The 24,625-nt window shown below is 51.0% G+C and carries 21 protein-coding genes, 2 rRNA genes and 1 pseudogene; 10 read left to right on the plus strand and 14 right to left on the minus strand.

What is annotated here, in order from left to right; translation table 11 throughout:
- Positions 1-30 precede the first annotated feature (30 nt).
- Entirely contained in the window at positions 31-918 is an 888-nt protein-coding gene (locus tag OGY08_RS01470; RefSeq protein WP_008786992.1) for an aldolase, read from the minus strand.
- 25 nt (positions 919-943) lie between these two features.
- Positions 944-1,834, minus strand: coding sequence for a sulfolactaldehyde 3-reductase (gene yihU, locus OGY08_RS01475; protein ID WP_008786991.1), 891 nt, complete (start codon positions 1,832-1,834; stop codon positions 944-946).
- Positions 1,835-2,006: 172 nt separating this feature from the next.
- On the opposite strand from yihU, the gene OGY08_RS01480 reads away from it, so the two are divergent.
- Both OGY08_RS01480 and OGY08_RS01485 read left to right on the plus strand, forming a co-directional pair.
- The gene (locus OGY08_RS01480) at positions 2,007-2,903 is read left to right on the plus strand and encodes a sugar kinase (RefSeq protein ID WP_008786990.1); all 897 of its coding nucleotides are present in this window, start codon (positions 2,007-2,009) and stop codon (positions 2,901-2,903) included.
- A 39-nt stretch (positions 2,904-2,942) separates the two neighbouring features.
- A complete protein-coding gene (locus OGY08_RS01485; RefSeq protein ID WP_008786989.1) occupies positions 2,943-3,731 on the plus strand; it encodes a DeoR/GlpR family DNA-binding transcription regulator in 789 nt (262 codons plus the stop codon).
- Between the two features lie 67 nt (positions 3,732-3,798).
- Here OGY08_RS01485 and typA read toward each other — a convergent pair whose 3' ends face one another.
- A complete protein-coding gene (gene typA / locus OGY08_RS01490) occupies positions 3,799-5,622 on the minus strand; it encodes a ribosome-dependent GTPase TypA (protein ID WP_008786988.1) in 1,824 nt (607 codons plus the stop codon).
- 379 nt (positions 5,623-6,001) lie between these two features.
- Here typA and glnA point away from each other — a divergent pair, with 379 nt between their 5' ends.
- From glnA to OGY08_RS01510, 4 genes are all read left to right on the plus strand, one after another.
- The gene (gene glnA / locus OGY08_RS01495; RefSeq protein ID WP_008786987.1) at positions 6,002-7,411 is read left to right on the plus strand and encodes a glutamate--ammonia ligase; all 1,410 of its coding nucleotides are present in this window, start codon (positions 6,002-6,004) and stop codon (positions 7,409-7,411) included.
- A 282-nt stretch (positions 7,412-7,693) separates the two neighbouring features.
- A complete protein-coding gene (glnL, locus tag OGY08_RS01500) occupies positions 7,694-8,743 on the plus strand; it encodes a nitrogen regulation protein NR(II) (RefSeq protein WP_008786986.1) in 1,050 nt (349 codons plus the stop codon).
- A 10-nt stretch (positions 8,744-8,753) separates the two neighbouring features.
- The gene (gene glnG / locus OGY08_RS01505) at positions 8,754-10,163 is read left to right on the plus strand and encodes a nitrogen regulation protein NR(I) (protein WP_003825317.1); all 1,410 of its coding nucleotides are present in this window, start codon (positions 8,754-8,756) and stop codon (positions 10,161-10,163) included.
- 112 nt (positions 10,164-10,275) lie between these two features.
- The gene (locus tag OGY08_RS01510) at positions 10,276-10,386 is read left to right on the plus strand and encodes a YshB family small membrane protein (protein WP_020996121.1); all 111 of its coding nucleotides are present in this window, start codon (positions 10,276-10,278) and stop codon (positions 10,384-10,386) included.
- Between the two features lie 87 nt (positions 10,387-10,473).
- On the opposite strand, the gene hemN is transcribed toward OGY08_RS01510, so the two are convergent.
- The 3 genes and pseudogenes from hemN to OGY08_RS01525 all read right to left on the minus strand — a co-directional run bounded on the left by hemN (position 10,474) and on the right by OGY08_RS01525 (position 12,900).
- Positions 10,474-11,847, minus strand: a complete 1,374-nt coding sequence (hemN, locus tag OGY08_RS01515) for an oxygen-independent coproporphyrinogen III oxidase (RefSeq protein WP_057066646.1) — start codon at positions 11,845-11,847, stop codon at positions 10,474-10,476.
- A gap of 188 nt (positions 11,848-12,035) precedes the next feature.
- Positions 12,036-12,545, minus strand: a complete 510-nt coding sequence (gene yihI, locus OGY08_RS01520; protein WP_003028627.1) for a Der GTPase-activating protein YihI — start codon at positions 12,543-12,545, stop codon at positions 12,036-12,038.
- A 169-nt stretch (positions 12,546-12,714) separates the two neighbouring features.
- Positions 12,715-12,900 (minus strand): annotated as a pseudogene (locus tag OGY08_RS01525) (hypothetical protein).
- 209 nt (positions 12,901-13,109) lie between these two features.
- On the opposite strand from OGY08_RS01525, the gene yihA reads away from it, so the two are divergent.
- Complete coding sequence (gene yihA / locus OGY08_RS01530) at positions 13,110-13,742, plus strand: ribosome biogenesis GTP-binding protein YihA/YsxC (RefSeq protein WP_008786982.1); 633 nt, start codon at positions 13,110-13,112, stop codon at positions 13,740-13,742.
- A 119-nt stretch (positions 13,743-13,861) separates the two neighbouring features.
- Here the strand turns inward: yihA and spfP are convergent, their stop codons facing one another.
- The 3 genes from spfP to OGY08_RS01540 form a co-directional block, all read right to left on the minus strand.
- Positions 13,862-13,909, minus strand: coding sequence for a small protein SpfP (spfP, locus tag OGY08_RS25275; protein WP_071892919.1), 48 nt, complete (start codon positions 13,907-13,909; stop codon positions 13,862-13,864).
- A gap of 166 nt (positions 13,910-14,075) precedes the next feature.
- Positions 14,076-16,862 (minus strand): DNA polymerase I, encoded by a 2,787-nt coding sequence (gene polA, locus OGY08_RS01535; RefSeq protein WP_057066644.1) that lies wholly within the window; start codon positions 16,860-16,862, stop codon positions 14,076-14,078.
- Positions 16,863-17,077: 215 nt separating this feature from the next.
- Positions 17,078-17,413, minus strand: a complete 336-nt coding sequence (locus OGY08_RS01540; protein WP_231504644.1) for a hypothetical protein — start codon at positions 17,411-17,413, stop codon at positions 17,078-17,080.
- On the opposite strand from OGY08_RS01540, the gene yihG reads away from it, so the two are divergent.
- Positions 17,307-18,161: a 1-acylglycerol-3-phosphate O-acyltransferase, YihG family gene (gene yihG, locus OGY08_RS01545; protein ID WP_223849077.1), complete on the plus strand. Its 855-nt coding sequence runs from the start codon at positions 17,307-17,309 to the stop codon at positions 18,159-18,161. The two genes, OGY08_RS01540 and yihG, sit on opposite strands and share 107 nt — an antisense overlap.
- Positions 18,162-18,174: 13 nt before the next feature.
- On the opposite strand, the gene dsbA is transcribed toward yihG, so the two are convergent.
- The 3 genes from dsbA to OGY08_RS01560 all read right to left on the minus strand — a co-directional run bounded on the left by dsbA (position 18,175) and on the right by OGY08_RS01560 (position 20,147).
- Positions 18,175-18,798 (minus strand): thiol:disulfide interchange protein DsbA, encoded by a 624-nt coding sequence (gene dsbA, locus OGY08_RS01550; protein ID WP_003028621.1) that lies wholly within the window; start codon positions 18,796-18,798, stop codon positions 18,175-18,177.
- A 16-nt stretch (positions 18,799-18,814) separates the two neighbouring features.
- Complete coding sequence (locus tag OGY08_RS01555; protein WP_057066642.1) at positions 18,815-19,801, minus strand: serine/threonine protein kinase; 987 nt, start codon at positions 19,799-19,801, stop codon at positions 18,815-18,817.
- Positions 19,802-19,877: 76 nt separating this feature from the next.
- Positions 19,878-20,147: a YihD family protein gene (locus OGY08_RS01560; protein ID WP_003028616.1), complete on the minus strand. Its 270-nt coding sequence runs from the start codon at positions 20,145-20,147 to the stop codon at positions 19,878-19,880.
- Between the two features lie 69 nt (positions 20,148-20,216).
- Between OGY08_RS01560 and mobA the strand changes: the two genes are divergently transcribed.
- Together mobA and mobB are read left to right on the plus strand one after the other, a co-directional pair.
- Entirely contained in the window at positions 20,217-20,801 is a 585-nt protein-coding gene (gene mobA, locus OGY08_RS01565; RefSeq protein ID WP_003028614.1) for a molybdenum cofactor guanylyltransferase MobA, read from the plus strand.
- Complete coding sequence (gene mobB / locus OGY08_RS01570; protein WP_100247285.1) at positions 20,783-21,301, plus strand: molybdopterin-guanine dinucleotide biosynthesis protein MobB; 519 nt, start codon at positions 20,783-20,785, stop codon at positions 21,299-21,301. Before mobA ends, mobB begins: the two co-directional genes overlap by 19 nt.
- A gap of 171 nt (positions 21,302-21,472) precedes the next feature.
- On the opposite strand, the gene rrf is transcribed toward mobB, so the two are convergent.
- Both rrf and OGY08_RS01580 read right to left on the minus strand, forming a co-directional pair.
- A 5S ribosomal RNA gene (gene rrf / locus OGY08_RS01575) occupies positions 21,473-21,588 on the minus strand.
- A gap of 99 nt (positions 21,589-21,687) precedes the next feature.
- A 23S ribosomal RNA gene (locus tag OGY08_RS01580) occupies positions 21,688-24,595 on the minus strand.
- Between the last annotated feature and the right edge of the window lie 30 nt (positions 24,596-24,625).

Here is a 24,625-nt window from a genome sequence, read left to right on the forward strand (position 1 = left end):
GTTCTTCTCCAGATTCGTTAAAATGGGTGATTAACGCTGAGAAATCCCTTCATCGACGATTTCTGCCAGGCGTTGTAAGCGTGGAACCGACACATCACGCAACATTGTTTGCGGATCTTGAGCACCAACAACCGATGCCCAAACGGCACGCCCTGCCAGGAATCCGGAAGCTCCACCCTTCATGGCGATACGGACCGCGCGGCCAAAAATATCCGCATCAACACCAGAAGAAAGAATGACCCACGGCATTTTCATTTGTTCATGCAACTTTTGACACGCAGCAAGTAGGGTCTGTTCATCACCTTTGCCGCCTAATGGCATTTCAGCTTTATAGAGGTCAGCATCGGTGCAGCCGAGTTCAGCCGCTGCGGCAACGATGGCGCTTTCCCGGTCAAATTCCCAGCCACGACGAGGAGGACGAACGACCGGCTCAATGATGCTGACCAGCCCTGCGCTACGACAGCGTTGAACAAACTCAGCCACCATAGCCAAACGTTCTTCTGCGGGTTCATCTTCACGCCACAGCACTAACAACTTCATGGCTTTCGCACCCATTTCGCGGGCTTTATGCGGATCAATTGCTCTGTCAATTTCGACACTATCAACCGGAATACCATTACCCGGAACAAAATGGTCAGCCGCCACAATCAGTCCACATGAATCAGCGACTGCACCTTGAGAGACAATCTGATCGAGACAAAATTGTTTATCTGCCAGAACCGCTGAAGCGTAGGGAGACAGAATTTGTGTTGCTGCAACTTTAAAATCAGTCAATACGCTGTCGGCAACAGGTTTAGGATGTCCAGAGGCTGCAAACATCAGACGCATTGCTTCACGCTGATCAACGGCCAGCATGGCAAATCCACCGCCAGGGCGAGAAATATCTTTCAGCGTGTATGGGGTATTGTGGGAAGACATAATAACTCCTGTAACTGTTTAAAATTTAGAGTGAATCTGGTCGGCCAGCCTGCTGACGAACCTGAGATAACAGCGCACTCCAGTCCTGACGGCCTCGACCGTTCTCGCTGGCACGGGTGTAATAGGTTTCTGCTGCAATGCCCATATTGAGCGGCGCACCGGTCTGACTAGCGACATCGACGGCAATACGCAGGTCTTTCAACGCGAGGTCCACCATGAATGCCGGAGAAAGGTCTCCTTTAAGTACCTTGCCAGGCCAGGTTGTCGTAAAGTGCCCCTTGCCTGCGGCAGTACCGCTCATGACCTTAATGGCCACATCAAGGCTCAAACCCAATGACTCGCAAAGAACAGCGGCTTCCGCTGACAAGGCGTTCAGCGCAATACTCATATAGTTATTGATGAGCTTTACGCGGATCCCCATACCGGGACCGCCAGCTTCCACCAGCTCATTCCCCATACACATCAGCACAGGGCGAGCACGTTCAACCTGTTCAGGCGTTCCGCCAGCAAGAATCAGCAGCGTGCCGTCAATCGCGTTAACTGACGTCCTGCCCACAGGAGCATCCATCATGCTGATGCCTTTCTCTTTCATCTCATGAATCAACTCATCGGTCTGCAATGGATGAATCGTGGACATGTCAATAACCAGGGCATTGGGGGACAGGCCTTCGCTGACGCCATCTTTACCCAGCAGAACTTGCCGAACGATGTCGCCATTTGGCAGCATAGTGATTATGAATTCGGCTCCTTTAGCGGCTTCAGCGGGTGTTTGAGCAGCAGTCGCACCTTTTTGTACTAATTCATTGACTGCCTGTTGGTTTACGTCGAACACACGCAAAGCATGTCCCTTTTGCAACAGATTATTAGCCATTGGGCTGCCCATCTGGCCCAAGCCCAAAAATGCAACGGTTGTCATGAATGCTCTCCTGTGTCAGGTTGACAAAATAATTACAATTAAAAACTCGTTTTCGTCTGTTTTTGAGCATATTTGTAATTTATGACTAAAAACAAGACACGCGTCACTAATTTGATCATTTATGTCATTAAAATGAACAAAAGAAGACAAGATCACACAGGACTAACCAAATATGACCAGAATTGCATGTGTTGGAATCACCGTTCAGGACCGTATTTATTCTCTGAACAACCTGCCCGATGGCGGGGGAAAATATCAGTCAAATCAATATCTGGAGACAGGTGGCGGCCCGGCGGCAACAGCAGCTGTCGCCATTGCCCGGCTTGGTATTGACGTTGATTTTATAGGCCGTGTAGGCGATGACAGTTGTGGGAATACCTTGCTTAACGAGCTTCAGAGCTGGGGGGTCAATACGGCGTTCTGCCGGCAATACCCGAACTCCCGTTCATCCCAGTCCGCAATTTTGGTCGACCAGCATGGCGAACGCATTATCGTGAACTATCCAAGCCCGGATCTCGATACGGATGCAAGGTGGCTGGAGTCGATTGATTTTTCCCGTTATGACATCGTTCTGGCCGATGTACGTTGGCATGAAGGGACGTTGAAATCCTTCGAACTGGCACGTGCCGCCGGAGTTCCAACGCTGTTGGATGCCGATATGACACCACAAGATATAACCCCATTGGTGGCGCTTGCCGATCATGCCGTTTTTTCAACTCCAGGTCTGAAGAGAATGACCGGGCAAGATGATGCACAACAGGCACTTAAACTGGCCGCTGAGCAAACCAATGGTAAAGTGTACGTTACGCTTGGTGGCGAAGGGTCACTATGGATCGAAAATGGTCATATGTGTCAACAGACTGCATTTTCTGTCAATGTTGTGGATACAACCGGTGCAGGCGATGTTTTCCATGGTGCAATGGCAGCAGCTCTTGCAGAGCAAATGCCGACTGACCAGGCGATTCGCTTCGCAAGTGCGGTGGCGGCGATGAAATGCACTCAGGCGGGCGGACGAGCCGGAATTCCTAATCGTGCGCAAACCGAATCATTTTTGTCACTTTATGCGTAAAATAGCCAACAATTACGGGGAAGAAGTCCAGGAGTATTCATGAGCATCATTGAAGTCACCGGTAATCCGCGACACGATCAACTTGTTCATTACATTACAGAACGCGGCTATATGAATATCGAAGAGCTCGCACAATTGCTGGACGTGTCCACGCAAACCGTGCGCCGGGATATTCGTAAGTTAAGCGAACAGGGCTTGATCACCAGACATCATGGTGGAGCCGGACGTGTATCCAGCGTCATGAATACCGCCTTTGAACAGCGAGAGTTGTCCCTTACCCAGGAAAAAGAAGCGATAGCGGAAGCGGTTGCTGATTATCTTCCTGAACGCTGTACGGTATTTATTACCATTGGTACAACGGTGGAAGCCGTCGCACGAGCTTTGCTGAACCGTCGGGATCTTCGCATCATTACTAACAGTCTTCGTGTTGCGCAGATCTTATATAAGAATCAAGATCTTGAGGTTATGGTGCCCGGTGGAACGTTACGTGCTCATAATGGCGGTATTGTTGGCCCAGGAGCAGTGAACTTTATTGAAGGATTTAGAGCCGACTATTTGATTACCAGTATTGGTGCCATCGAGGAAGACGGCACACTATTAGAATTTGACGTTAACGAAGCGCTTGTCGCCAAAACGATGATTAAGCATGCACGTAATACGCTGTTAGTTGCTGATCATACTAAGTTTACCGCCTCAGCCGCTGTATCCATCGGTAATATGCGTAAAATTCGGGCATTTTTTACCGATTCCCAGCCACCAAATTCATTCAAGCAATTGCTTGATTTAGAAAATATTGAGCTAGTCATTGCAGAGCAGGAAACGACCTGATCTTTTAGATAAAAAAAGCCGCTGATAATCAGCGGCTTTTTTGTGCTTACCTGAAAAAGAGTGTTAATTACTCTTCTTTCGCGCCACGCATTGCACGGCGACGATCGTTTTCAGTCAGGTGACGCTTACGGATACGGATAGAGGTTGGTGTTACTTCTACCAGTTCGTCGTCATCGATGAATTCCAGAGCCTGCTCCAGAGTCATCTTAACCGGCGGAACCAGAACCGTTGCTTCGTCAGTACCAGACGCACGCATGTTGGTCAGTTTCTTACCGGTCAGGCAGTTTACAGTCAGGTCGTTAGAACGGCTGTGAATACCGATGATCTGGCCTTCGTAAACTTCAGCACCGTGACCCAGGAACAGCTTACCGCGGTCCTGCAGGCTGAACAGTGCGAACGCAACTGCTTTACCCTGGCCGTTGGAGATCAGTACGCCGTTCTGACGCTGACCCACATCACCCGCACGAACGTCGTCGTAGTGGCTGAAGGTGGAGTACAGCAGACCGGTACCAGAAGTCATGGTCATGAATTCTGAACGGAAGCCGATCAGACCACGGCTTGGGATCACGTAGTCAAGACGTACGCGGCCTTTGCCATCTGGATTCATGTTTTTCAGGTCGCCTTTACGCTCACCCAGAGCCTGCATCACAGAACCCTGGTGCTGCTCTTCAACGTCCAGCGTTACGTTTTCGAACGGCTCTTGTTTACGGCCGTCGATTTCGCGGAAGATTACTTTCGGACGGGAAACCGCCATTTCGAAACCTTCACGACGCATGTTTTCGATCAGAACAGACAGGTGCAGCTCACCACGACCGGATACACGGAACGCATCCGCATCTTCGGTTTCTTCAACGCGCAGCGCAACGTTGTGCACCAGCTCTTTGTTCAGGCGGTCAAGGATCTGACGAGAGGTAACATATTTACCTTCTTTACCGCAGAACGGAGAGGTGTTTACGCAGAAGAACATGGTAACGGTCGGTTCATCAACGGACAGAGCTGGCAGCGCTTCAACATTCTGCGGGTCGCAGATGGTGTCGGAGATGTTCAGTTCGCCCAGACCGGTGATCGCGATGATATCGCCTGCTTCGGCAATATCACTCTCGATACGTTCCAGACCCAGATGGGTCAGAACTTTACCGACTTTACCGTTACGGGTTTTGCCTTCGCTATCAATGATAGTGATCTGCTGGTTCGGTTTAACTTTACCGCGTTTGATGCGGCCGATACCGATTACGCCAACGTAGTTGTTGTAGTCCAGCTGAGAGATTTGCATCTGCAGCGGGCCATCAAGATCTACGCTCGGAGCCGGTACACGATCAACGATAGTCTGATACAGCGGAGTCATGTCTTCAGCCATGTCTTCGTGATCCAGACCCGCGATACCGTTCAGCGCAGAAGCGTAAACGATCGGGAAGTCCAGCTGCTCGTCGGTAGCATCGAGGTTAACGAACAGGTCAAATACCTGATCAACAACCCAGTCAGGACGCGCGCCAGGACGGTCAACTTTGTTGATAACAACAATTGGCTTCAGGCCATGGGCAAAGGCTTTTTTGGTCACGAAGCGCGTCTGCGGCATCGGACCGTCCATTGCATCCACCACCAGCAGCACAGAGTCGACCATGGACATTACACGTTCAACTTCACCACCGAAGTCGGCGTGCCCCGGGGTATCAACGATGTTGATACGGTAGTCATTCCATTTGATAGCGGTGTTTTTAGCGAGGATGGTAATCCCACGCTCTTTCTCCAAATCGTTGGAGTCCATCACGCGCTCTTGGGTTTCAGCACGTGCATCGAACGTACCGGATTGTTGGAGCAGCTTGTCTACCAGGGTCGTTTTACCATGGTCTACGTGCGCGATGATGGCGATGTTACGCAAATTTTCGATCACAACTTTGCCTCAGGCATTTTAGAAATAGCGCGTTATTGTACACGGATTAATCGCAGTACAAAACAGGATCACAAACATCCTCCGCAAACAAGTATTGCAGAGTTTCTTTGTGATCACATTCACGGAGCGTTAAAAGGGGTAATCTGACATGCTTTGCACCAATATGGTGCTTAATGTTCACATTAAAGCACTATAATGGTGCAATACAACCTTCATGGTGCAGCCCCTTTGCACGATGGTGCGCATGATAACGCCTTTTAGGGGCAATTTAAAAGTTGGCACAGATTTCGCTTTATATTTTTTATGGCGACACGGCCAATTTTTGCAGAATTGAAGACTTCGTTACCACGACGACAATGACCAATCCGGGAGAGTAAGTATGTCCGCTGAACACGTTTTGACGATGCTGAACGAACACGAAGTGAAGTTTGTTGATTTACGCTTCACTGATACCAAAGGTAAAGAACAGCACGTCACTATTCCTGCTCATCAGGTAAATGCCGAATTCTTTGAAGAAGGCAAAATGTTTGACGGCTCCTCAATCGGTGGCTGGAAAGGCATTAACGAATCAGACATGGTTCTGATGCCAGATGCGTCTACTGCTCTCATCGACCCGTTCTTTGAAGAGTCTACCCTGATCATCCGTTGCGATATCCTGGAACCAGGTACGCTGCAGGGCTACGACCGTGACCCGCGCTCCATCGCTAAACGCGCTGAAGAGTATCTGCGTTCTACCGGCATCGCAGACACCGTTCTGTTCGGGCCAGAGCCAGAATTCTTCCTGTTTGACGACATCCGTTTCGGCGCAACTATTTCCGGTTCCCACGTGGCTATCGATGACATCGAAGGCGCATGGAACTCCTCCACCAAATACGAAGGTGGTAACAAAGGTCACCGTCCAGGCGTGAAAGGCGGTTACTTCCCGGTTCCTCCGGTAGATTCTTCTCAGGATATCCGTTCTACCATGTGTCTGATCATGGAAGAAATGGGCCTGGTTGTTGAAGCGCATCACCACGAAGTGGCGACTGCCGGTCAGAACGAAATCGCGACCCGCTTTAACACCATGACCAAAAAAGCGGACGAAATTCAGATCTACAAATATGTCGTTCACAACGTCGCTCACCGTTTCGGTAAAACCGCGACCTTTATGCCAAAACCAATGTTTGGCGATAACGGTTCCGGCATGCACTGCCACATGTCCCTGTCCAAGAACGGCGTAAACCTGTTCTCCGGTGACAAATATGCGGGTCTCTCTGAGCAGGCGCTGTACTACATCGGTGGCGTAATCAAGCACGCTAAAGCGATCAACGCCCTGGCTAACCCGACCACCAACTCCTACAAGCGTCTGGTCCCGGGTTACGAAGCACCGGTAATGCTGGCTTACTCTGCCCGTAACCGTTCTGCGTCTATCCGTATCCCGGTAGTTGCTTCTCCGAAAGCGCGTCGTATCGAAGTGCGTTTCCCGGACCCGGCTGCTAACCCATACCTGTGCTTCGCAGCGCTGCTGATGGCTGGTCTTGACGGTATTAAGAACAAGATCCACCCGGGCGAAGCAATGGACAAAAACCTGTACGACCTGCCGCCGGAAGAAGCGAAAGAGATCCCACAGGTTGCTGGTTCTCTGGAAGAAGCACTGAAAGAACTGGATCTGGACCGCGAGTTCCTGACCGCAGGCGGCGTGTTCACCAATGAAGCGATCGATGCGTACATTGCGCTGCGTCGCGAAGAAGATGACCGGGTGCGCATGACTCCGCACCCGGTAGAGTTTGAGCTGTACTACAGCGTTTAATCGTTTGAGTTGCCGTGGAACTTTTAGCCTGCTCAGGCAGGCTTGAGATCGATGGTGAATGATAGGACGCCTGATGGCGCAAACTTATCAGGCCTGGAGGGTAACATTACCTTGTAGGCCGGATAAGGCAAATCCGCCATCCGGCATCTATGTTTGCCAGTCATCTGTAGCCCATCTCTGGATGGGCTTTTTTCTCCACTAACAACCTGCTTTTTCGCGCTTTTTTGATGTAAAAAGCTATAATGCACTAAATTGGTGCAACACTTTTCAGGAGACTGCTGAATGGCAACCGGCACGCTGCCCGATGCTGGGCAGATCCTAAATTCTTTAATCAACAGCATCTTACTCGTCGACGATGAGCTGGCTGTACATTACGCCAACCCGGCGGCACAGCAGTTGCTCGCCCAAAGCTCCCGCAAACTGTTTGGTACACCGCTTCCCGATCTGTTGAGTTATTTCTCCTTAAACATCGGACTGATGCGAGAGAGCCTGGAAGCAGGCCAGGGCTTTACGGATAACGAAGTGACGCTGGTGATAGACAGCCACTCACATATCCTCTCTGTGACCGCTCAGAGGCTGCCTGATGGCCTTATCTTGCTGGAGATGGCCCCTATGGATAACCAGCGCCGTCTGAGTCAGGAACAGCTCCAGCACGCTCAGCAGATTGCTGCCCGCGATCTGGTGCGTGGTCTGGCACATGAAATTAAAAACCCGCTGGGCGGATTACGCGGTGCGGCGCAACTTCTCAGTAAAGCGCTTCCGGACCCGGCGCTGACCGAATATACCAAAGTCATTATTGAACAGGCGGACCGCCTGCGTAATCTGGTCGACCGTCTGCTGGGGCCACAACAGCCCGGCATGCACATCACGGAAAGTATTCACAAAGTGGCGGAACGCGTGGTGGCGCTGGTCTCGATGGAGCTGCCGGAAAACGTCACGCTAATCCGGGATTACGACCCAAGTCTGCCCGAATTACTGCACGACCCGGACCAGATCGAGCAGGTTTTGCTGAACATCGTACGCAATGCTTTGCAGGCGCTGGGACCGGAAGGCGGCGAGATCATTCTGCGCACCCGCACCGCGTTTCAGCTCACGCTACACGGCATGCGTTACCGTCTGGCGGCACGAATTGATGTAGAGGATAACGGTCCAGGTATTCCCTCGCATTTACAGGATACGCTGTTCTACCCAATGGTTAGCGGTCGCGAAGGCGGTACCGGCCTTGGATTATCTATCGCCCGTAATTTGATTGATCAACATTCCGGCAAAATTGAATTTACCAGTTGGCCGGGTCATACCGAGTTCTCGGTTTACCTGCCTATCAGGAAATAAGGTGACGTTTATGCAACGAGGAATAGTCTGGGTCGTTGATGACGATAGTTCCATCCGTTGGGTGCTTGAACGTGCGCTCGCAGGGGCAGGGCTAAGCTGTACCACATTTGAAAGTGGTAAAGAGGTACTGGACGCGCTGGCCAGCAAAACGCCGGACGTGCTGTTGTCGGATATCCGCATGCCGGGTATGGACGGCCTGACGCTGTTAAAACAGATTAAACAGCGGCATCCGATGCTTCCGGTCATCATAATGACCGCGCACTCCGATCTGGATGCTGCCGTCAGCGCCTATCAGCAAGGAGCGTTTGATTATCTGCCCAAACCTTTTGATATTGATGAAGCGGTGGCGCTGGTCGAGCGCGCCATCAGTCACTATCAGGAACAGCAGCAGCCGCGCAATGTTCAGATTAACGGCCCTACAACCGACATCATCGGCGAAGCGCCAGCAATGCAGGACGTCTTTCGCATTATTGGTCGCCTGTCCCGGTCTTCAATCAGCGTATTGATTAATGGGGAGTCAGGAACCGGTAAAGAGCTGGTCGCCCATGCGTTGCACCGTCATAGCCCGCGCGTCAAAGCGCCGTTTATCGCGCTGAACATGGCGGCAATCCCGAAAGATTTGATCGAATCTGAGCTGTTTGGCCACGAGAAAGGCGCGTTTACCGGGGCGAATACCATTCGTCAGGGGCGCTTTGAACAGGCAGACGGCGGTACGCTGTTCCTCGATGAAATTGGCGATATGCCGCTGGACGTGCAAACGCGTTTATTGCGCGTATTAGCCGACGGACAGTTTTACCGCGTTGGCGGTTACGCGCCCGTAAAGGTAGATGTACGCATTATCGCCGCCACGCACCAGAATCTTGAACTGCGCGTGCAGGAAGGCAAATTCCGTGAGGACTTATTCCATCGCCTGAACGTCATTCGGGTACATCTGCCGCCACTTCGCGAACGTCGGGAAGATATCCCCCGCCTGGCGCGTCATTTCCTGCAGGAGGCCGCCCGCGAACTGGGGGTGGAAGCCAAACAATTACACCCGGAAACCGAGGCTGCGCTCACCCGTCTGGCCTGGCCAGGTAACGTGCGTCAGCTTGAGAATACCTGCCGCTGGTTAACCGTAATGGCCGCCGGGCAGGAAGTACTGATTCAGGACTTACCAACCGAGCTGTTTGAAACCTCTGTGCCAGATGCACCGTCCCATATGCAGCCGGATAGTTGGGCAACGCTATTGGCACAGTGGGCGGATCGGGCATTACGCTCCGGTCATCAAAACTTGCTTTCTGAGGCCCAACCAGAGATGGAGCGCACGCTGTTGACTACCGCGCTACGTCATACCCAGGGGCATAAACAGGAAGCGGCACGCTTGCTCGGTTGGGGTCGTAATACCTTGACGCGTAAGCTAAAAGAACTCGGAATGGAGTGACATATCGTCACTGTGTAAAGATTAATAATTGAGCGCAAATAGCTGCTATTTTGCGCTTTACTGTTCCGATGAGTTAAGTATGATCGTGCCCGACTAACGGGGGGAAGTCATCATGCTGGAATCAATCATTAATCTGCTGTCGAGCGGTGCAGTCGAAAGCCATACGCCACAAACTGCGGTCGCCGCAGTATTGTGCGCAGCGCTGGTTGGACTGTTCAGCTAGCGGGTTCGCCGGGTGGCGCTTCGCTTACCCGACCTACGTATTGAGATTTTCGTAGGCACGATAAGCGAAGCGCCACCCGGAAAAGCGTTAAATCACCCGCGAGAATTGCTGCATCCGTGCTTTCTGGCGCAGATACGCATCGAAGCACATGCAAATATTACGGATCAGCAGACGGCCCTTCGGCGTGACCTGAATCCCCTTCTCATCGACATCCACCAGCCCATCCTTCGCCAGCGGTGCCAGCAGTTTCAGGTCTTCGGCAAAATAGTCAGCGAAGTTCAGATCCCATTGCTGTTCCACAGCGGCATAGTCGAGGCGGAAGTTGCAGATCAGGAGCTTAATAACATCCCGACGAATGCAGTCGTCGCGGGTCAGGGCGATTCCGCGCCACAGCGCGTTCCCCTGCTCGTCTACCTGCTGATAATAGCGCTTCAGCTCTTTCTGGTTCTGCGCGTAGTTGTCACCAATCATACTAATGGCTGACACGCCCATTCCCAGCAGATCGGTATCACCCTGGGTGGTATAGCCCTGGAAATTGCGATGCAGAACACCCTCGCGTTGTGCAATGGCCAATTCGTCATCTGGGCGGGCAAAATGATCCATACCAATAAACTGATAACCGGTTTCGGTCAGTGACGAGATGGTTTCCTGCAAGATATCCAGCTTCTGCTGCGCGCTGGGCAGGTCGGCATCTTTAATCTTACGCTGAGCGGCAAACAGCGTTGGCAGGTGCGCGTAGTTAAAGACGCTCAGTCGGTCTGGATTCAGCTCAGCAACGCGTTTCAGGGTGAAGGCGAAACTTTCCGGCGTCTGTTTTGGCAAACCATAAATCAGATCGATATTCGTCGAGGTAAAGCCAATCTCACGCGCATGATTCAGCAGTGCAAAGATGAATTCCTCATCCTGCTCACGGTTCACCAGGCGCTGAACTTCTTTATTGAAGTCCTGCACCCCCATGCTCAGGCGGTTAAAACCTTCAGCGCGTAAATGATCAAGCACATCCAGCTCAATTTCACGCGGATCCACTTCGATCGAAATTTCGGCGTCGTCGTTAAAGTTAAAGTTGCTACGCAGCAGCGACATCAAACGACTGATTTGCGCTTTATTCAGGTACGTAGGCGTGCCGCCGCCCCAGTGCAGCTGACTGACATGGCGTCCGGAGAACAGCGGTGCGCGATGAATAATTTCTTGTTCTAAGACATCGAGGTATTGATCGGCTTTGTGCTGCTGGCGAGTCACGACCTTGTTACAGCCGCAGAAGTAGCACAGCTTGTGGCAGAACGGGATGTGAACGTACAGCGAGAGAGGACGCTCAGGATAACGCGCCACGGCCTTTAGAAATGCCTCAGTGCCGTAGTCTTCAGAAAACTCCAGCGCGGTCGGGTACGAGGTATATCGTGGCCCGGAATAGTTATATTTCTGGATCAGGGCCAGGTCCCAGTCTATTAACTGCTCTGACATGCTCACTCCTTCCGATGGCGTCTCTGGCGGGTACGGCGTACCGACTTAACCCCAGTACGGGTGATAAGTCGGTTGCGCAGCCACTTCTGTCGCCGCGACAACCGCTGTAGTTTAACGAATAACCACACCAGATAACATATAACCGGAAGGGTTATAAGCAGGACGGGAAGACCCACGGTGTAAAACCGTTAGTTGCCGCCTTTCAGCAGGCGCATCATGTCTTCCTGCTTTTCTTCTTCTTCCTCTTCTTCCTCGTCATCGTAGGAAAGACCCAGCTTTTGCATCAGCTCATCGATGCGGTCCAGCTTGGCATCAACCCAGGACTGATCTTCCGCGCTCAGGGTTTCTCCTGCTTCAAGACGCTCCAGCAGCGCATCCAGGCGCTCATCCGTTTCCAGTAAATCCAACTCAGCCTGCGGTGAAAGCATAGGTTTCTCACTCTTCGGTTTGTGCTGTTTGGTGACTTTTTCGGTCACGCCCAATGGAATGGGGGTTTTGCTGCCAATACGAGGATCTTTTTGCTTATTTTGGTTTCCGCCACCAGATGCGCCTTCGCTACCGGACGCACGGCTACCTGCCGCATGACCACGGTGTTTTTTCTGGCGCTTACGGTCGCGAGCTTCCTGGTTAATTTCTTCGCGTGTTTTACGACGCGCTTTTGCAGGACCTTTACCGCGTGGTGTAGAAGTTGGTTTCATCATGATTCGTCTTTGGCTGTTTTTATTCAGTATATAATTGCGCCGGAATCTAGCAGAAATAAAGAAAAAAGGCGACAGAGTAATCTGTCGCCTTTTTTCCTGACTCTCAACCCTTACGGGCTCTACAATCCCTGTTGGCTATCAACACACCCTGTTTTTCCCTTAGCCTCTAACATTCCGTGTTGTTTCCATTTCCTTTTACTAACGTCTCCGGACGTTTGTCTTCCTGACAATCCTGTGTCTTCGCCTCCTGGCGCTCCTGACCCTCATCCTGAGTCGTCTATCCTGTCAGCTTCCTCGCTATGGACGCTACTTTACCGTTTTGGTTTAAACGTACAAGTAACCTGGGTAACAATTTCTGATTTTAAGAATAGCGCCCAAATGTAACCATATGATTTATTTTAGTTCTGTCATTTTTTACTCTGTCATCTCGTATAGAAACTGTCGGCAATGTCTCACAAAGCGCGAGGTTTTTACTTACACAGCTCACTCGTCGAAAAACCAGCCTTTTGCTGGGGTTCAGGTATAATCGCTGCAAAGCCCTGATTGATGGAGAGGACTGCTTTGACTAACTTGAATTATCAACAGACGCACTTTGTGATGAGTGCGCCTGATATTCGCCACTTACCTTCCGATACCGGTATCGAAGTGGCTTTTGCTGGCCGTTCCAACGCAGGCAAATCCAGTGCGCTAAATACCCTGACGAATCAAAAAGGTCTGGCGCGTACATCTAAAACGCCGGGTCGTACTCAGCTCATCAACCTGTTTGAAGTCGTTGACGGCAAACGCCTGGTCGATTTGCCAGGATACGGTTATGCCGAAGTTCCAGAAGAAATGAAGCGTAAATGGCAGCGCGCGCTGGCTGAATATCTGGAAAAACGTCAGAGCCTGCAAGGTCTGGTGGTACTGATGGATATTCGTCACCCGTTAAAAGATCTCGATCAACAGATGATCCTGTGGGCAGTTGAGAGCAACGTTCAGGTTCTGGTACTGCTGACTAAAGCAGATAAGCTGGCCAGCGGTGCACGCAAAGCGCAGCTGAATATGGTACGTGAAGCCGTACTAGCATTTAACGGTGATGTGCAGGTAGAAGCATTTTCATCGCTGAAAAAACTGGGTGTGGACAAACTGCGGCAAAAACTGGATAGCTGGTTTAGTGAACTGGCACCGGTTGAAGAGGTGCAGGAAGGGGAATAACCCACCGATATGCCGGATGACGCCGCTGCGCGTCTTATCCGGCCTACAGCATGTGCAAAACTTTTCTTTCGCACAATAAAAAACGCCCCAGTCATTACTGACTGGGGCGGCTAAAATATTCAGCCAAATCCGATTACGTGAAGTAAAAGGTCTGAAAGATAGAACATCTTACCTCTGTACCCTACGAGAATAACTTTACTCTTTTTTGAGCAGCTCAGAAAGCACTTTTTGTAATTTTTTTTCATTCCTTACATAGGGAATTCTAATGGACATCACAAAAAGCTCTCTCTTATGTTGCTTAGTTACGAAAAAGGAGCGTTATTAAGTAAACCCTTAGTGCGCCTGATCCCAGTTTTCACCACTCCCGACTTCCACCAGCAACGGCACGTCAATCTGAGTCTCGTTTTCCATCAGTTGGTGGATCTTTTTGGAGACGCTTTCCAGATCATCTTTGTGCACTTCAAACACCAGTTCATCGTGTACCTGCATGATCATGCGCACGCGCGGTTGCTCGGTTTGCAGCCATCCATCCACGGCAATCATGGCTCGTTTGATAATGTCTGCAGCAGTTCCCTGCATCGGGGCGTTAATGGCCGCACGTTCAGCACCAGCGCGACGAGCACCATTACTGGATTTAATATCCGGTAAATAGAGACGGCGACCTTCCAGCGTTTCTACATAGCCTTGCTCTTTCGCCTGCGCTCGGGTGCGTTCCATGTATTCCAACACACCAGGGTAGCGTTCAAAGTAGAGATCCATGTACTTCTGTGCTTCTTTGCGCGGAATATTCAACTGGCGCGCCAAACCAAAGGCGCTCATCCCGTAGATCAAACCGAAGTTAATGGCTTTAGCGCTGCGGCGTTGCTCGCTGGTCACAGAATCAAGCGGTAAACCAAAGACTTCTGCCGCCGTTGCGCGGTGAATGTCTTTCCCTTCGGCAAACGCGGTAAGCAGACCTTTATCACGTGAAAGGTGCGCCATGATACGCAGTTCAATCTGTGAGTAGTCCGCAGAGACAATCAGGTAGTCTTCTGGCGCAATGAACGCCTGACGAATACGACGACCTTCATCATTACGTACCGGGATGTTTTGCAGGTTTGGATCCGTTGAAGACAAGCGCCCGGTGGCAGTAACCGCCTGATGGTATGAGGTGTGCACGCGCCCGGTTTTCTTGTTAATCATCAACGGAAGCTTATCCGTATAGGTCGACTTCAGTTTTGCTAAACCACGATATTCCAGGATCACTTTCGGCAATGGGTAATCCAGCGCGAGCTCTTCCAGTACCTCTTCCGACGTTGATGGCGCGCCGCCAGGGGTTTTCTTCAACGGCTTAATACCCTGCTTTTCAAACAGGATAGTTTGCAGTTGCTTAGTGGAAGAGAGGTTAAACGCTTCTCCGGCGATCTCGTGCGCTTTTTGCTCCAGCTCATTCAAACGCAGCGTCAGCTCTTCTGAATGCTTGTGCAGAACAGCCGGATCGATTTTCACACCGTTGCGCTCAACGCGAGACAAAACCGGCACCAGCGGCATATCGATATTTTCAAAGACGTTCAACGGCCCTTTATGCTGCTGCAATTCTGGCCACATCTTCAGATGCAGCTGTAGCGTAACGTCGGCGTCTTCCGCAGCGTAACGGCCAGCCTCTTCCAGTGCTATCTGGTTAAAGGTCAGCTGGTTTTTGCCTTTTCCGGCGATCTCTTCAAAGGTGATGGTTTTATGTTTCAGCCAGCGGTCCGACAGGCTGTCCATATCGTGTCGTCCAGCGACGCTGTTAAGAATGTAGGATTCGAGCATGGTGTCAAAGGTGATGCCGCGCAGCTCGATGCCATAGTTCGCCAGGATGCCGCGATCGTACTTCAGGTTTTGCCCGACTTTGTGCGCGTTCTCATCTTCCAGCAGCGGCTTTAGCAGCTCCAGCGCGCGGTCGCGCGCGATCTGGTCAGGGGCATCCAGGTAATCGTGGGCAACAGGAACATACGCCGCCACACCCGGTTCAATGGCAAAAGACAGGCCAACCAGATTCGCGGAAATATTGTCCAGGCTGTCAGTTTCAGTATCGAAGGCAAAGACTGGTGCTTTTTTCAGCTTAGCGATCCACTCTTCCAGCGTCGCTTCGTCCAGAATCGTCACATAGTTTTCATACGAAAGAACCGTGGCCGGCTCCTCAGGCGTTTCATCGACGACAATAGTTTCTTGCGGTTTTGCCGCCGGCTTCGTCCCTTTCGCCTGTAGCCATTTACCCGCTTCAACGTCGGTAACCCAACGTTTAAATTCATACTGTTTAAACAGGCCAAGCAGTTCTTCTGCAGCGGGCTGACGCACTTCAAGCTGCTCACAGGTCAATTCCAGCTCAACATCCGTTTTGATGGTAGCCAATTGATAAGAGAGGTACGCCACCTCTTTGTTCTGCTCAAGTTTGCCTGCCATGGTTTTCGCACCACGGAAGGTCAGCCCCGCTATTTTGTCTGATTCGGCATAGAGGGTATCCAGCCCACCCAGCCCCTGCAGTAGTGCCTGAGCGGTTTTTTCGCCTACGCCTGGAACGCCAGGAATGTTATCTGAGGAATCCCCCATCAGCGCCAGGAAATCGATGATCAGTTCCGGCGGGACGCCGTACTTATTCACCACTTCCTCCGGGCCGAGGATCGTATTGGTCATGGTGTTGATTAGGGTGATATTCGGCGTCACCAACTGAGCCATATCTTTATCACCGGTGCTAATCAGCACCGGGCGACCGATCTTCTCTGCTTCCCGCGCCAGCGTACCGATAACATCGTCCGCCTCCACGCCAGAAACAGCCAACAGTGGCAGCCCCATCGCCTTTACCATCGCATGCAGAGGTTCAATCTGCGCACGCAGATCGTCCGGCATCGGTGGGCGGTGAGACTTATAATGTTCGAATAATTCATCACGGAAGGTTTTACCCTTGGCGTCGAATACCACCGCTGCATGGGTTGGTTGATATTGCAGAATCAAGCTACGCAGCATGTTGAGGACACCGTACATCGCGCCCGTAGGTTCTCCTGCGCTGTTAGTCAGCGGTGGGAACGCGTGGTATGCGCGATACAGGTAAGATGAGCCATCTACAAGGATAAGTGGGTTTTCTGGGATCTGAACCATAATGTCCGTGCCTGTTTATCAGATTATGGGTAAAGGATGCCACAGACAGGATGAAAACATGAGTTTTTCGCCGCATTTGTCGAAAAACTTTTGCAGATCTTCTGCTTTGCTCGCAAAGACAGCTGTGGATAACTTTGTGAATAAATAATTTTCAGCTCTTTAAATATAGCAAGGCAATTAATGCTCCATTGTATTTATACAATAATTTCAATTAGTTAAATAAACGCACGGCATTTTATTCCATTTTTACAGCTTATATCCTGATGTGGATAGATATTCTCTTTTTTTCTATTCAGGGAAGATCCATCATTTGGTTCGTTTTCTGATAAAATCAGCCCCTTGCGCCTCTTTCGCGCACTGTCTATGGCTAACCTTTTGAATAATTTAATTATGACGAGAATACTCGCTGCGATAACGCTGTTGCTGAGTATCGTATTGACCATATTGGTCACAATTTTTTGTTCTGTGCCGATCATCCTTGCCGGGGTTGTGAAACTCCTTTTGCCCATTCCTGTCGTCTGGCGCAAGGTTTCTGTCTTCTGTAATTTCATGATGTACTGCTGGTGTGAAGGTCTGGCGCTACTGCTGCACCTTAATCCACGGCTGAAGTGGGATGTTGAAGGACTGGAAGGTCTTAGCAAGAAAAACTGGTATCTGCTCATTTGTAATCATTACAGCTGGGCCGATATCGTTGTGCTTTGCGTTCTGTTACGTAAGCACATCCCGATGAATAAATATTTCCTCAAGCAGCAGTTGGCCTGGGTGCCCTTTATTGGCCTGGCTTGCTGGGCTCTGGATATGCCGTTTATGAAACGCTATTCACGTGGCTATCTGCTTCGCCATCCGGAACGCCGTGGTAAAGATGTCGAAACGACGCGTCGTTCCTGCGAGAAATTTCGTGCGCACCCGACAACCATTGTGAATTTTGTCGAAGGTTCGCGGTTTACTCATGAGAAGCGTGAGCAAACCCGTTCTCCTTATCAAAACCTGCTCCCACCCAAGGCGGCCGGTATTGCGATGGCATTAAATGTGCTGGGGTCACAGTTCGATAAAATGCTGGATGTCACGTTATGCTATCCGGAAAACAGTAGCCGACCGTTCTACGATATGCTGAGCGGTAAGCTAACGAGGATTGTCGTGCGGGTGAATCTGGAGCCAATCCATGAAGAGTTACACGGTGATTACGTGAACGATAAGGCATTCAAGCGCCGCTTTCAGCTGTGGTTGAATACGCTGTGGAGTGAGAAAGACGCGCAGCTCGACGCGATTAAAGCTGCAAATAAAAAAGCCGGTCAGTGACCGGCTTTTGCTTTTACTTCTGACCGACCAGGTATTTCACGGTATCCGCATACTGTTGTACAAAGATATCCATGCTGCTGGTATCCATGCCCTGCGGGTTGACCTGATATTTGCCATTCACGAACATCGCCGGAACGCCCTGCAGCTGTAAATCAGCCGCTGCTTTTTCCTGCTGTGCCACGAGAGATTTCACTACGAAGCTGTTCCATGCCGCATCATAGTCTTCGCCTTTAATACCCGCATCGACAAACACTTTACGGATATCAGCAACAGACTGAACGGTCTGGGTTTTCTGAACCCCTTCAAACAGCGGAACAGTGACCTGATCTTCAACGCCCAGCGCCATTGCAACCGCCCATGCCTGCGTCAGATCTTTGCCCAAAGGCCCGAGAAACTCGACGTGGTATTTGGTCATCTTAGTACCTTCCGGCAGTTTTTTCTTCACGTTATCAGATACATGAAGCACTTCTTCAAACTGATAGCAGTGCGGGCAGTAGAAGGAGAAGAACTCCAACACTTGCGGTTCACCCGCAACAGGCTTCTCCAGGGTGATGTATTGTTTACCATCCTGGAACTGCGCTGCAGATGCGCTAAAAGCTAAGACCATACCAGCCAGCGCCAGCCATATTTTTTTCATGTTCAAGTTTCTCCGATTAATACATTGGCGTTAATTGTAAGGGGGGCTCTTGCAGAATTTTTGCCTGCTCAATAAAGGTCGCGGTCTGACGATGCCAGTAATCTTCCCCGGTTAACCACGGGAAGTTTTTTGGGAACGCAGGGTCAGCCCAACGTCGAATCAGCCAGGCAAGATAATAAACTAAACGCATAGCGCGTAAAGGTTCTATCAGTCCGATTTCAGAGATATCGAACTCACTAAACTCTTCATAAGCCTCGATAATGGTTTCTAGCTGCATGCGTTGTTCAGCTTTATCACCATTGAGGAGCATCCATAAATCCTGAATAGCCGGACCATTGCGGGCATCATCTAAATCGACAAACATCGGGCCATCGCGCCACAGAATATTACCGGCATGACAATCACCGTGCAGGCGTAACGTAGTAAAACGCGTATGCCAGCGATCGGTAACCACCGCGATAAGCGCATCCGTTGCCTTCAGGAAAGCCGCTTTTTGCCCTGATGGGATAAGCTGTGCGTGTTCAAAAACTTTACGCGGTTCAGTCAGGTATTCTTCAAGGCCAATCGTAGGTCGGAAGGTAAAAGTACGCTTGCATCCGGTCTGGTGCATACGCCCGAGATAGCGCCCCACCGCCTCCATCTGATCGATGTTGTCGGCTTCAAACTGTCGTCCACCGACGCTGGGGAAGATCGCAAAATGGAAACCCTGATGGCTTAACAGCGTTTGGCCGTTCAGTACCAACGGCGCAGCTACCGGGACTTCATCGCTTACCAGTTCCAGAGCAAACTGGTGCTCTTCCTGGATCTGATCGACAGACCAGCGTTCAGGGCGATAAAACTTAACAACAAAGCGTCGACGGTCTTCGTCCTGGAATTGATAGACACGGTTTTCATAGCTGTTAAGCGGGGTAAGCCCGGAGTCCACCCGGATCCCCTGCTCAAACAGTGCATCCATGATGGTATCCGGGTGTAGCGTCTGGAAATTAAAAGCGTTGTCGTTCATCCCATCATCCGGAAAATACTACGAATGATTCAGGATATCATTTCGCAGCGCTTTCGGTGGCGGCGATTACAAGCTTTTACTCTTTAATTACGCCACGAGCGCGGAGTAGTGCGGTTTTAAAATCTTCTTCATAATCTTTCTGAATACCTGGGATGACAGCATCCTTCGCTGAGTCTCGCATTTTCAGGTGATAGATCAGAATGTCATCAGTTAAATCCGCCAGTTCGCCGTCAAAACCTGACTCTTGCGCCAGTTTCTGCAAAAATTGCATCAGGTTAAGATCGGGTTCCTTCTGCCAGGCTGGCTGGAGGAGTTCAATAACTTCATTCAGACGTTTACATTTCATGGTTGTGCTCCTTAGGCTCAATACAGATACGTTAGCAGGGTCAATCCCACATTAAAAGAGGCGATATCAGTGATTCTGGATAGTGCAATAACAGGGGTTGTGCTGGCCGGCGGTAAGGCCAGACGGATGGGTGGAACCGATAAAGGTCTGCTTGAACTGGACGGTAAACCTCTTTGGCGGCATGTGGCCGACATTCTCGCTTTGCAGGTCGAAACCGTGGTGGTTAATGCCAATCGCCACCGGGATATATACCAGCAAAGCGGCCTGAAAGTTATTCCCGATTCCTTGGCCGATTTCCCTGGCCCACTGGCCGGGATGCTATCGGTATTCCTGCAGCAAACGGGGGAGTGGTTTCTGTTTTGCCCGTGCGATATGCCCTATATTCCTCACGATCTGGTCGCTCGTTTAAAAGAGCAACGTAAAGCTGCACCCGTTGTCTGGGTGCATGATGGGGAAAGAGATCACCCAACCATTGCGCTGATGCACCGCTCTATGCAGCCTTTGCTGCAGGATTATCTTCAGTCCGGTGAACGACGCGTTATGGTCTTTATGCGTCTGGCTGGCGGTCATGCTGTCGATTTCAGCGATCATAAAGATGCGTTCGTAAACGTGAACACCCCCGAAGAGCTCGCAAAATGGCAGGAAAAATCATGATCCCATTACTCGCCATTGCGGCATGGAGCGGCACGGGAAAAACCACGCTGCTCAAAAAGTTGATCCCGGAACTACGTGCCAGAGGTATACGTCCCGGATTGATTAAACATACTCATCACAATATGGATGTCGACAAGCCCGGTAAAGATAGCTATGAACTGCGCAAAGCCGGTGCAGCACAAACGCTGGTCGCCAGCCAGCAACGTTGGGCATTAATGGTAGAAACACCGGAAGAGCCCGAACTGGATTTAGCGTATCTGGTAAGCCGGATGGATGCAGCGACGTTGGATCTAGTGCTGGTTGAAGGGTTTAAGCATGAACCTGTCGCTAAGATCGTGCTTTTTCGCGACGGTTGCGGGCATCGTCCTGAAGAATTGGCGATAGACGAATATGTTATCGCGGTTGCCAGTGATGTTCCGCTGGCGGTGGATGTTCCATTGTTAGACATCAACGACATACAGCAAATTGCTGATTTTGTTACGCAATGGATAAGATGGTAACCGTGGTGTTGTGATGTGCCTGATGCGCTGCGCTTATCAGGTCTACTGAAACGCATTCACTGACGGGCTTTTGTAGGCCGGATAAGGCGGCACGCCGCATCCGGCGGTTTTCATCCCGCACAGACGCAAAAAAGCCCATCCGTCAGGATGGGCTTCTTCACTTTAATTAATGCCTGGCAGTTCCCTACTCTCGCATGGGGAGACCCCACACTACCATCGGCGCTACGGCGTTTCACTTCTGAGTTCGGCATGGGGTCAGGTGGGACCACCGCGCTACAGCCGCCAGGCAAATTCTGTTTATCAACACACCTCCTGGGCATGTCGATGTAATCTGTAATCAAACTGAATCTTGTGTCTGTCTTTCGCCAAAACATCTTCGGCGTTGTAAGGTTAAGCCTCACGGTTCATTAGTATCGGTTAGCTCAATGTATCGCTACACTTACACACCCGACCTATCAACGTCGTCGTCTTCAACGTTCCTTCAGGACCCTTAAAGGGTCAGGGAGAACTCATCTCGGGGCAAGTTTCGTGCTTAGATGCTTTCAGCACTTATCTCTTCCGCATTTAGCTACCGGGCAATGCCATTGGCATGACAACCCGAACACCAGTGATGCGTCCACTCCGGTCCTCTCGTACTAGGAGCAGCCCCCCTCAATTCTCCAGCGCCCACGGCAGATAGGGACCGAACTGTCTCACGACGTTCTAAACCCAGCTCGCGTACCACTTTAAATGGCGAACAGCCATACCCTTGGGACCTACTTCAGCCCCAGGATGTGATGAGCCGACATCGAGGTGCCAAACACCGCCGTCGATATGAACTCTTGGGCGGTATCAGCCTGTTATCCCCGGAGTACCTTTTATCCGTTGAGCGATGGCCCTTCCATTCAGAACCACCGGATCACTAAGACCTGCTTTCGCACCTGCTCGAGCCGTCACTCTCGCAGTCAAGCTAGCTTATGCCTTTGCACTAACCTCCTGATGTCCGACCAGGATTAGCTAACCTTCGTGCTCCTCCGTTACTCTTTAGGAGGAGACCGCCCCAGTCAAACTACCCACCAGACACTGTCCGCAACCCGGGTAACGGGTCTACGTTAGAACACCAGCCATTAAAGGGTGGTATTTCAAGGATGGCTCCATGCAGACTGGCGTCCACACTTCAAAGCCTCCCACCTATCCTACACATCAAGGACCAGTGTTCAGTGTCAAGCTATAGTAAAGGTTCACGGGGTCTTTCCGTCTTGCCGCGGGTACACTGCATCTTCACAGCGAGTTCAATTTCACTGAGTCTCGGGTGGAGACAGCCTGGCCATCATTACGCCATTCGTGCAGGTCGGAACTTACCCGACAAGGAATTTCGCTACCTTAGGACCGTTATAGTTACGGCCGCCGTTTACCGGGGCTTCGATCAAGAGCTTCTCCTTACGGATAACCCCATCAATTAACCTTCCGGCACCGGGCAGGCGTCACACCGTATACGTCCACTTTCGTGTTTGCACAGTGCTGTGTTTTTAATAAACAGTTGCAGCCAGCTGGTATCTTCGACTGATTTCAGCTCCATGAGTAAATCACTTCACCTACATATCAGCGTGCCTTCTCCCGAAGTTACGGCACCATTTTGCCTAGTTCCTTCACCCGAGTTCTCTCAAGCGCCTTGGTATTCTCTACCTGACCACCTGTGTCGGTTTGGGGTACGATTTCGTGTTACCTGATGCTTAGAGGCTTTTCCTGGAAGCAGGGCATTTGTTACTTCAGCACCGTAGTGCCTCGTCATCACACCTCAGCGTTAATAAGGTACCGGATTTACCTGGAACCTCCGCCTACATGCTTAAACCGGGACAACCGTCGCCCGGCTAACATAGCCTTCTCCGTCCCCCCTTCGCAGTAACACCAAGTACAGGAATATTAACCTGTTTCCCATCGACTACGCCTTTCGGCCTCGCCTTAGGGGTCGACTCACCCTGCCCCGATTAACGTTGGACAGGAACCCTTGGTCTTCCGGCGTGCGGGTTTTTCACCCGCATTATCGTTACTTATGTCAGCATTCGCACTTCTGATACCTCCAGCATGCCTCACGACACACCTTCAACGGCTTACAGAACGCTCCCCTACCCAACAACACATAGTGTCGCTGCCGCAGCTTCGGTGCATGGTTTAGCCCCGTTACATCTTCCGCGCAGGCCGACTCGACCAGTGAGCTATTACGCTTTCTTTAAATGATGGCTGCTTCTAAGCCAACATCCTGGCTGTCTGTGCCTTCCCACATCGTTTCCCACTTAACCATGACTTTGGGACCTTAGCTGGCGGTCTGGGTTGTTTCCCTCTTCACGACGGACGTTAGCACCCGCCGTGTGTCTCCCGTGATAACATTCTTCGGTATTCGCAGTTTGCATCGGGTTGGTAAGTCGGGATGACCCCCTAGCCGAAACAGTGCTCTACCCCCGAAGATGAGTTCACGAGGCGCTACCTAAATAGCTTTCGGGGAGAACCAGCTATCTCCCGGTTTGATTGGCCTTTCACCCCCAGCCACAAGTCATCCGCTAATTTTTCAACATTAGTCGGTTCGGTCCTCCAGTTAGTGTTACCCAACCTTCAACCTGCCCATGGCTAGATCACCGGGTTTCGGGTCTATACCCTGCAACTTAACGCCCAGTTAAGACTCGGTTTCCCTTCGGCTCCCCTATTCGGTTAACCTTGCTACAGAATATAAGTCGCTGACCCATTATACAAAAGGTACGCAGTCACACCCCAAAGGGTGCTCCCACTGCTTGTACGTACACGGTTTCAGGTTCTTTTTCACTCCCCTCGCCGGGGTTCTTTTCGCCTTTCCCTCACGGTACTGGTTCACTATCGGTCAGTCAGGAGTATTTAGCCTTGGAGGATGGTCCCCCCATATTCAGACAGGATACCACGTGTCCCGCCCTACTCTTCGAGTTCACAACACATGCACTTTTGTGTACGGGACTTTCACCCTGTATCGTGCGACTTTCCAGACGCTTCCACTAACACACATGCTGATTCAGACTCTGGGCTGCTCCCCGTTCGCTCGCCGCTACTGGGGGAATCTCGGTTGATTTCTTTTCCTCGGGGTACTTAGATGTTTCAGTTCCCCCGGTTCGCTTCATTACGCTATGTATTCACGTAATGATAGTGTGTCGAAACACACTGGGTTTCCCCATTCGGAAATCGCCGGTTATAACGGTTCATATCACCTTACCGACGCTTATCGCAGATTAGCACGTCCTTCATCGCCTCTGACTGCCAGGGCATCCACCGTGTACGCTTAGTCGCTTAACCTCACAACCCGAAGATGTTTCTTTCGATTCA

Source organism: Citrobacter sp. Cpo069 (assembly GCF_030332785.1).
Lineage (GTDB): Bacteria > Pseudomonadota > Gammaproteobacteria > Enterobacterales > Enterobacteriaceae > Citrobacter > Citrobacter portucalensis.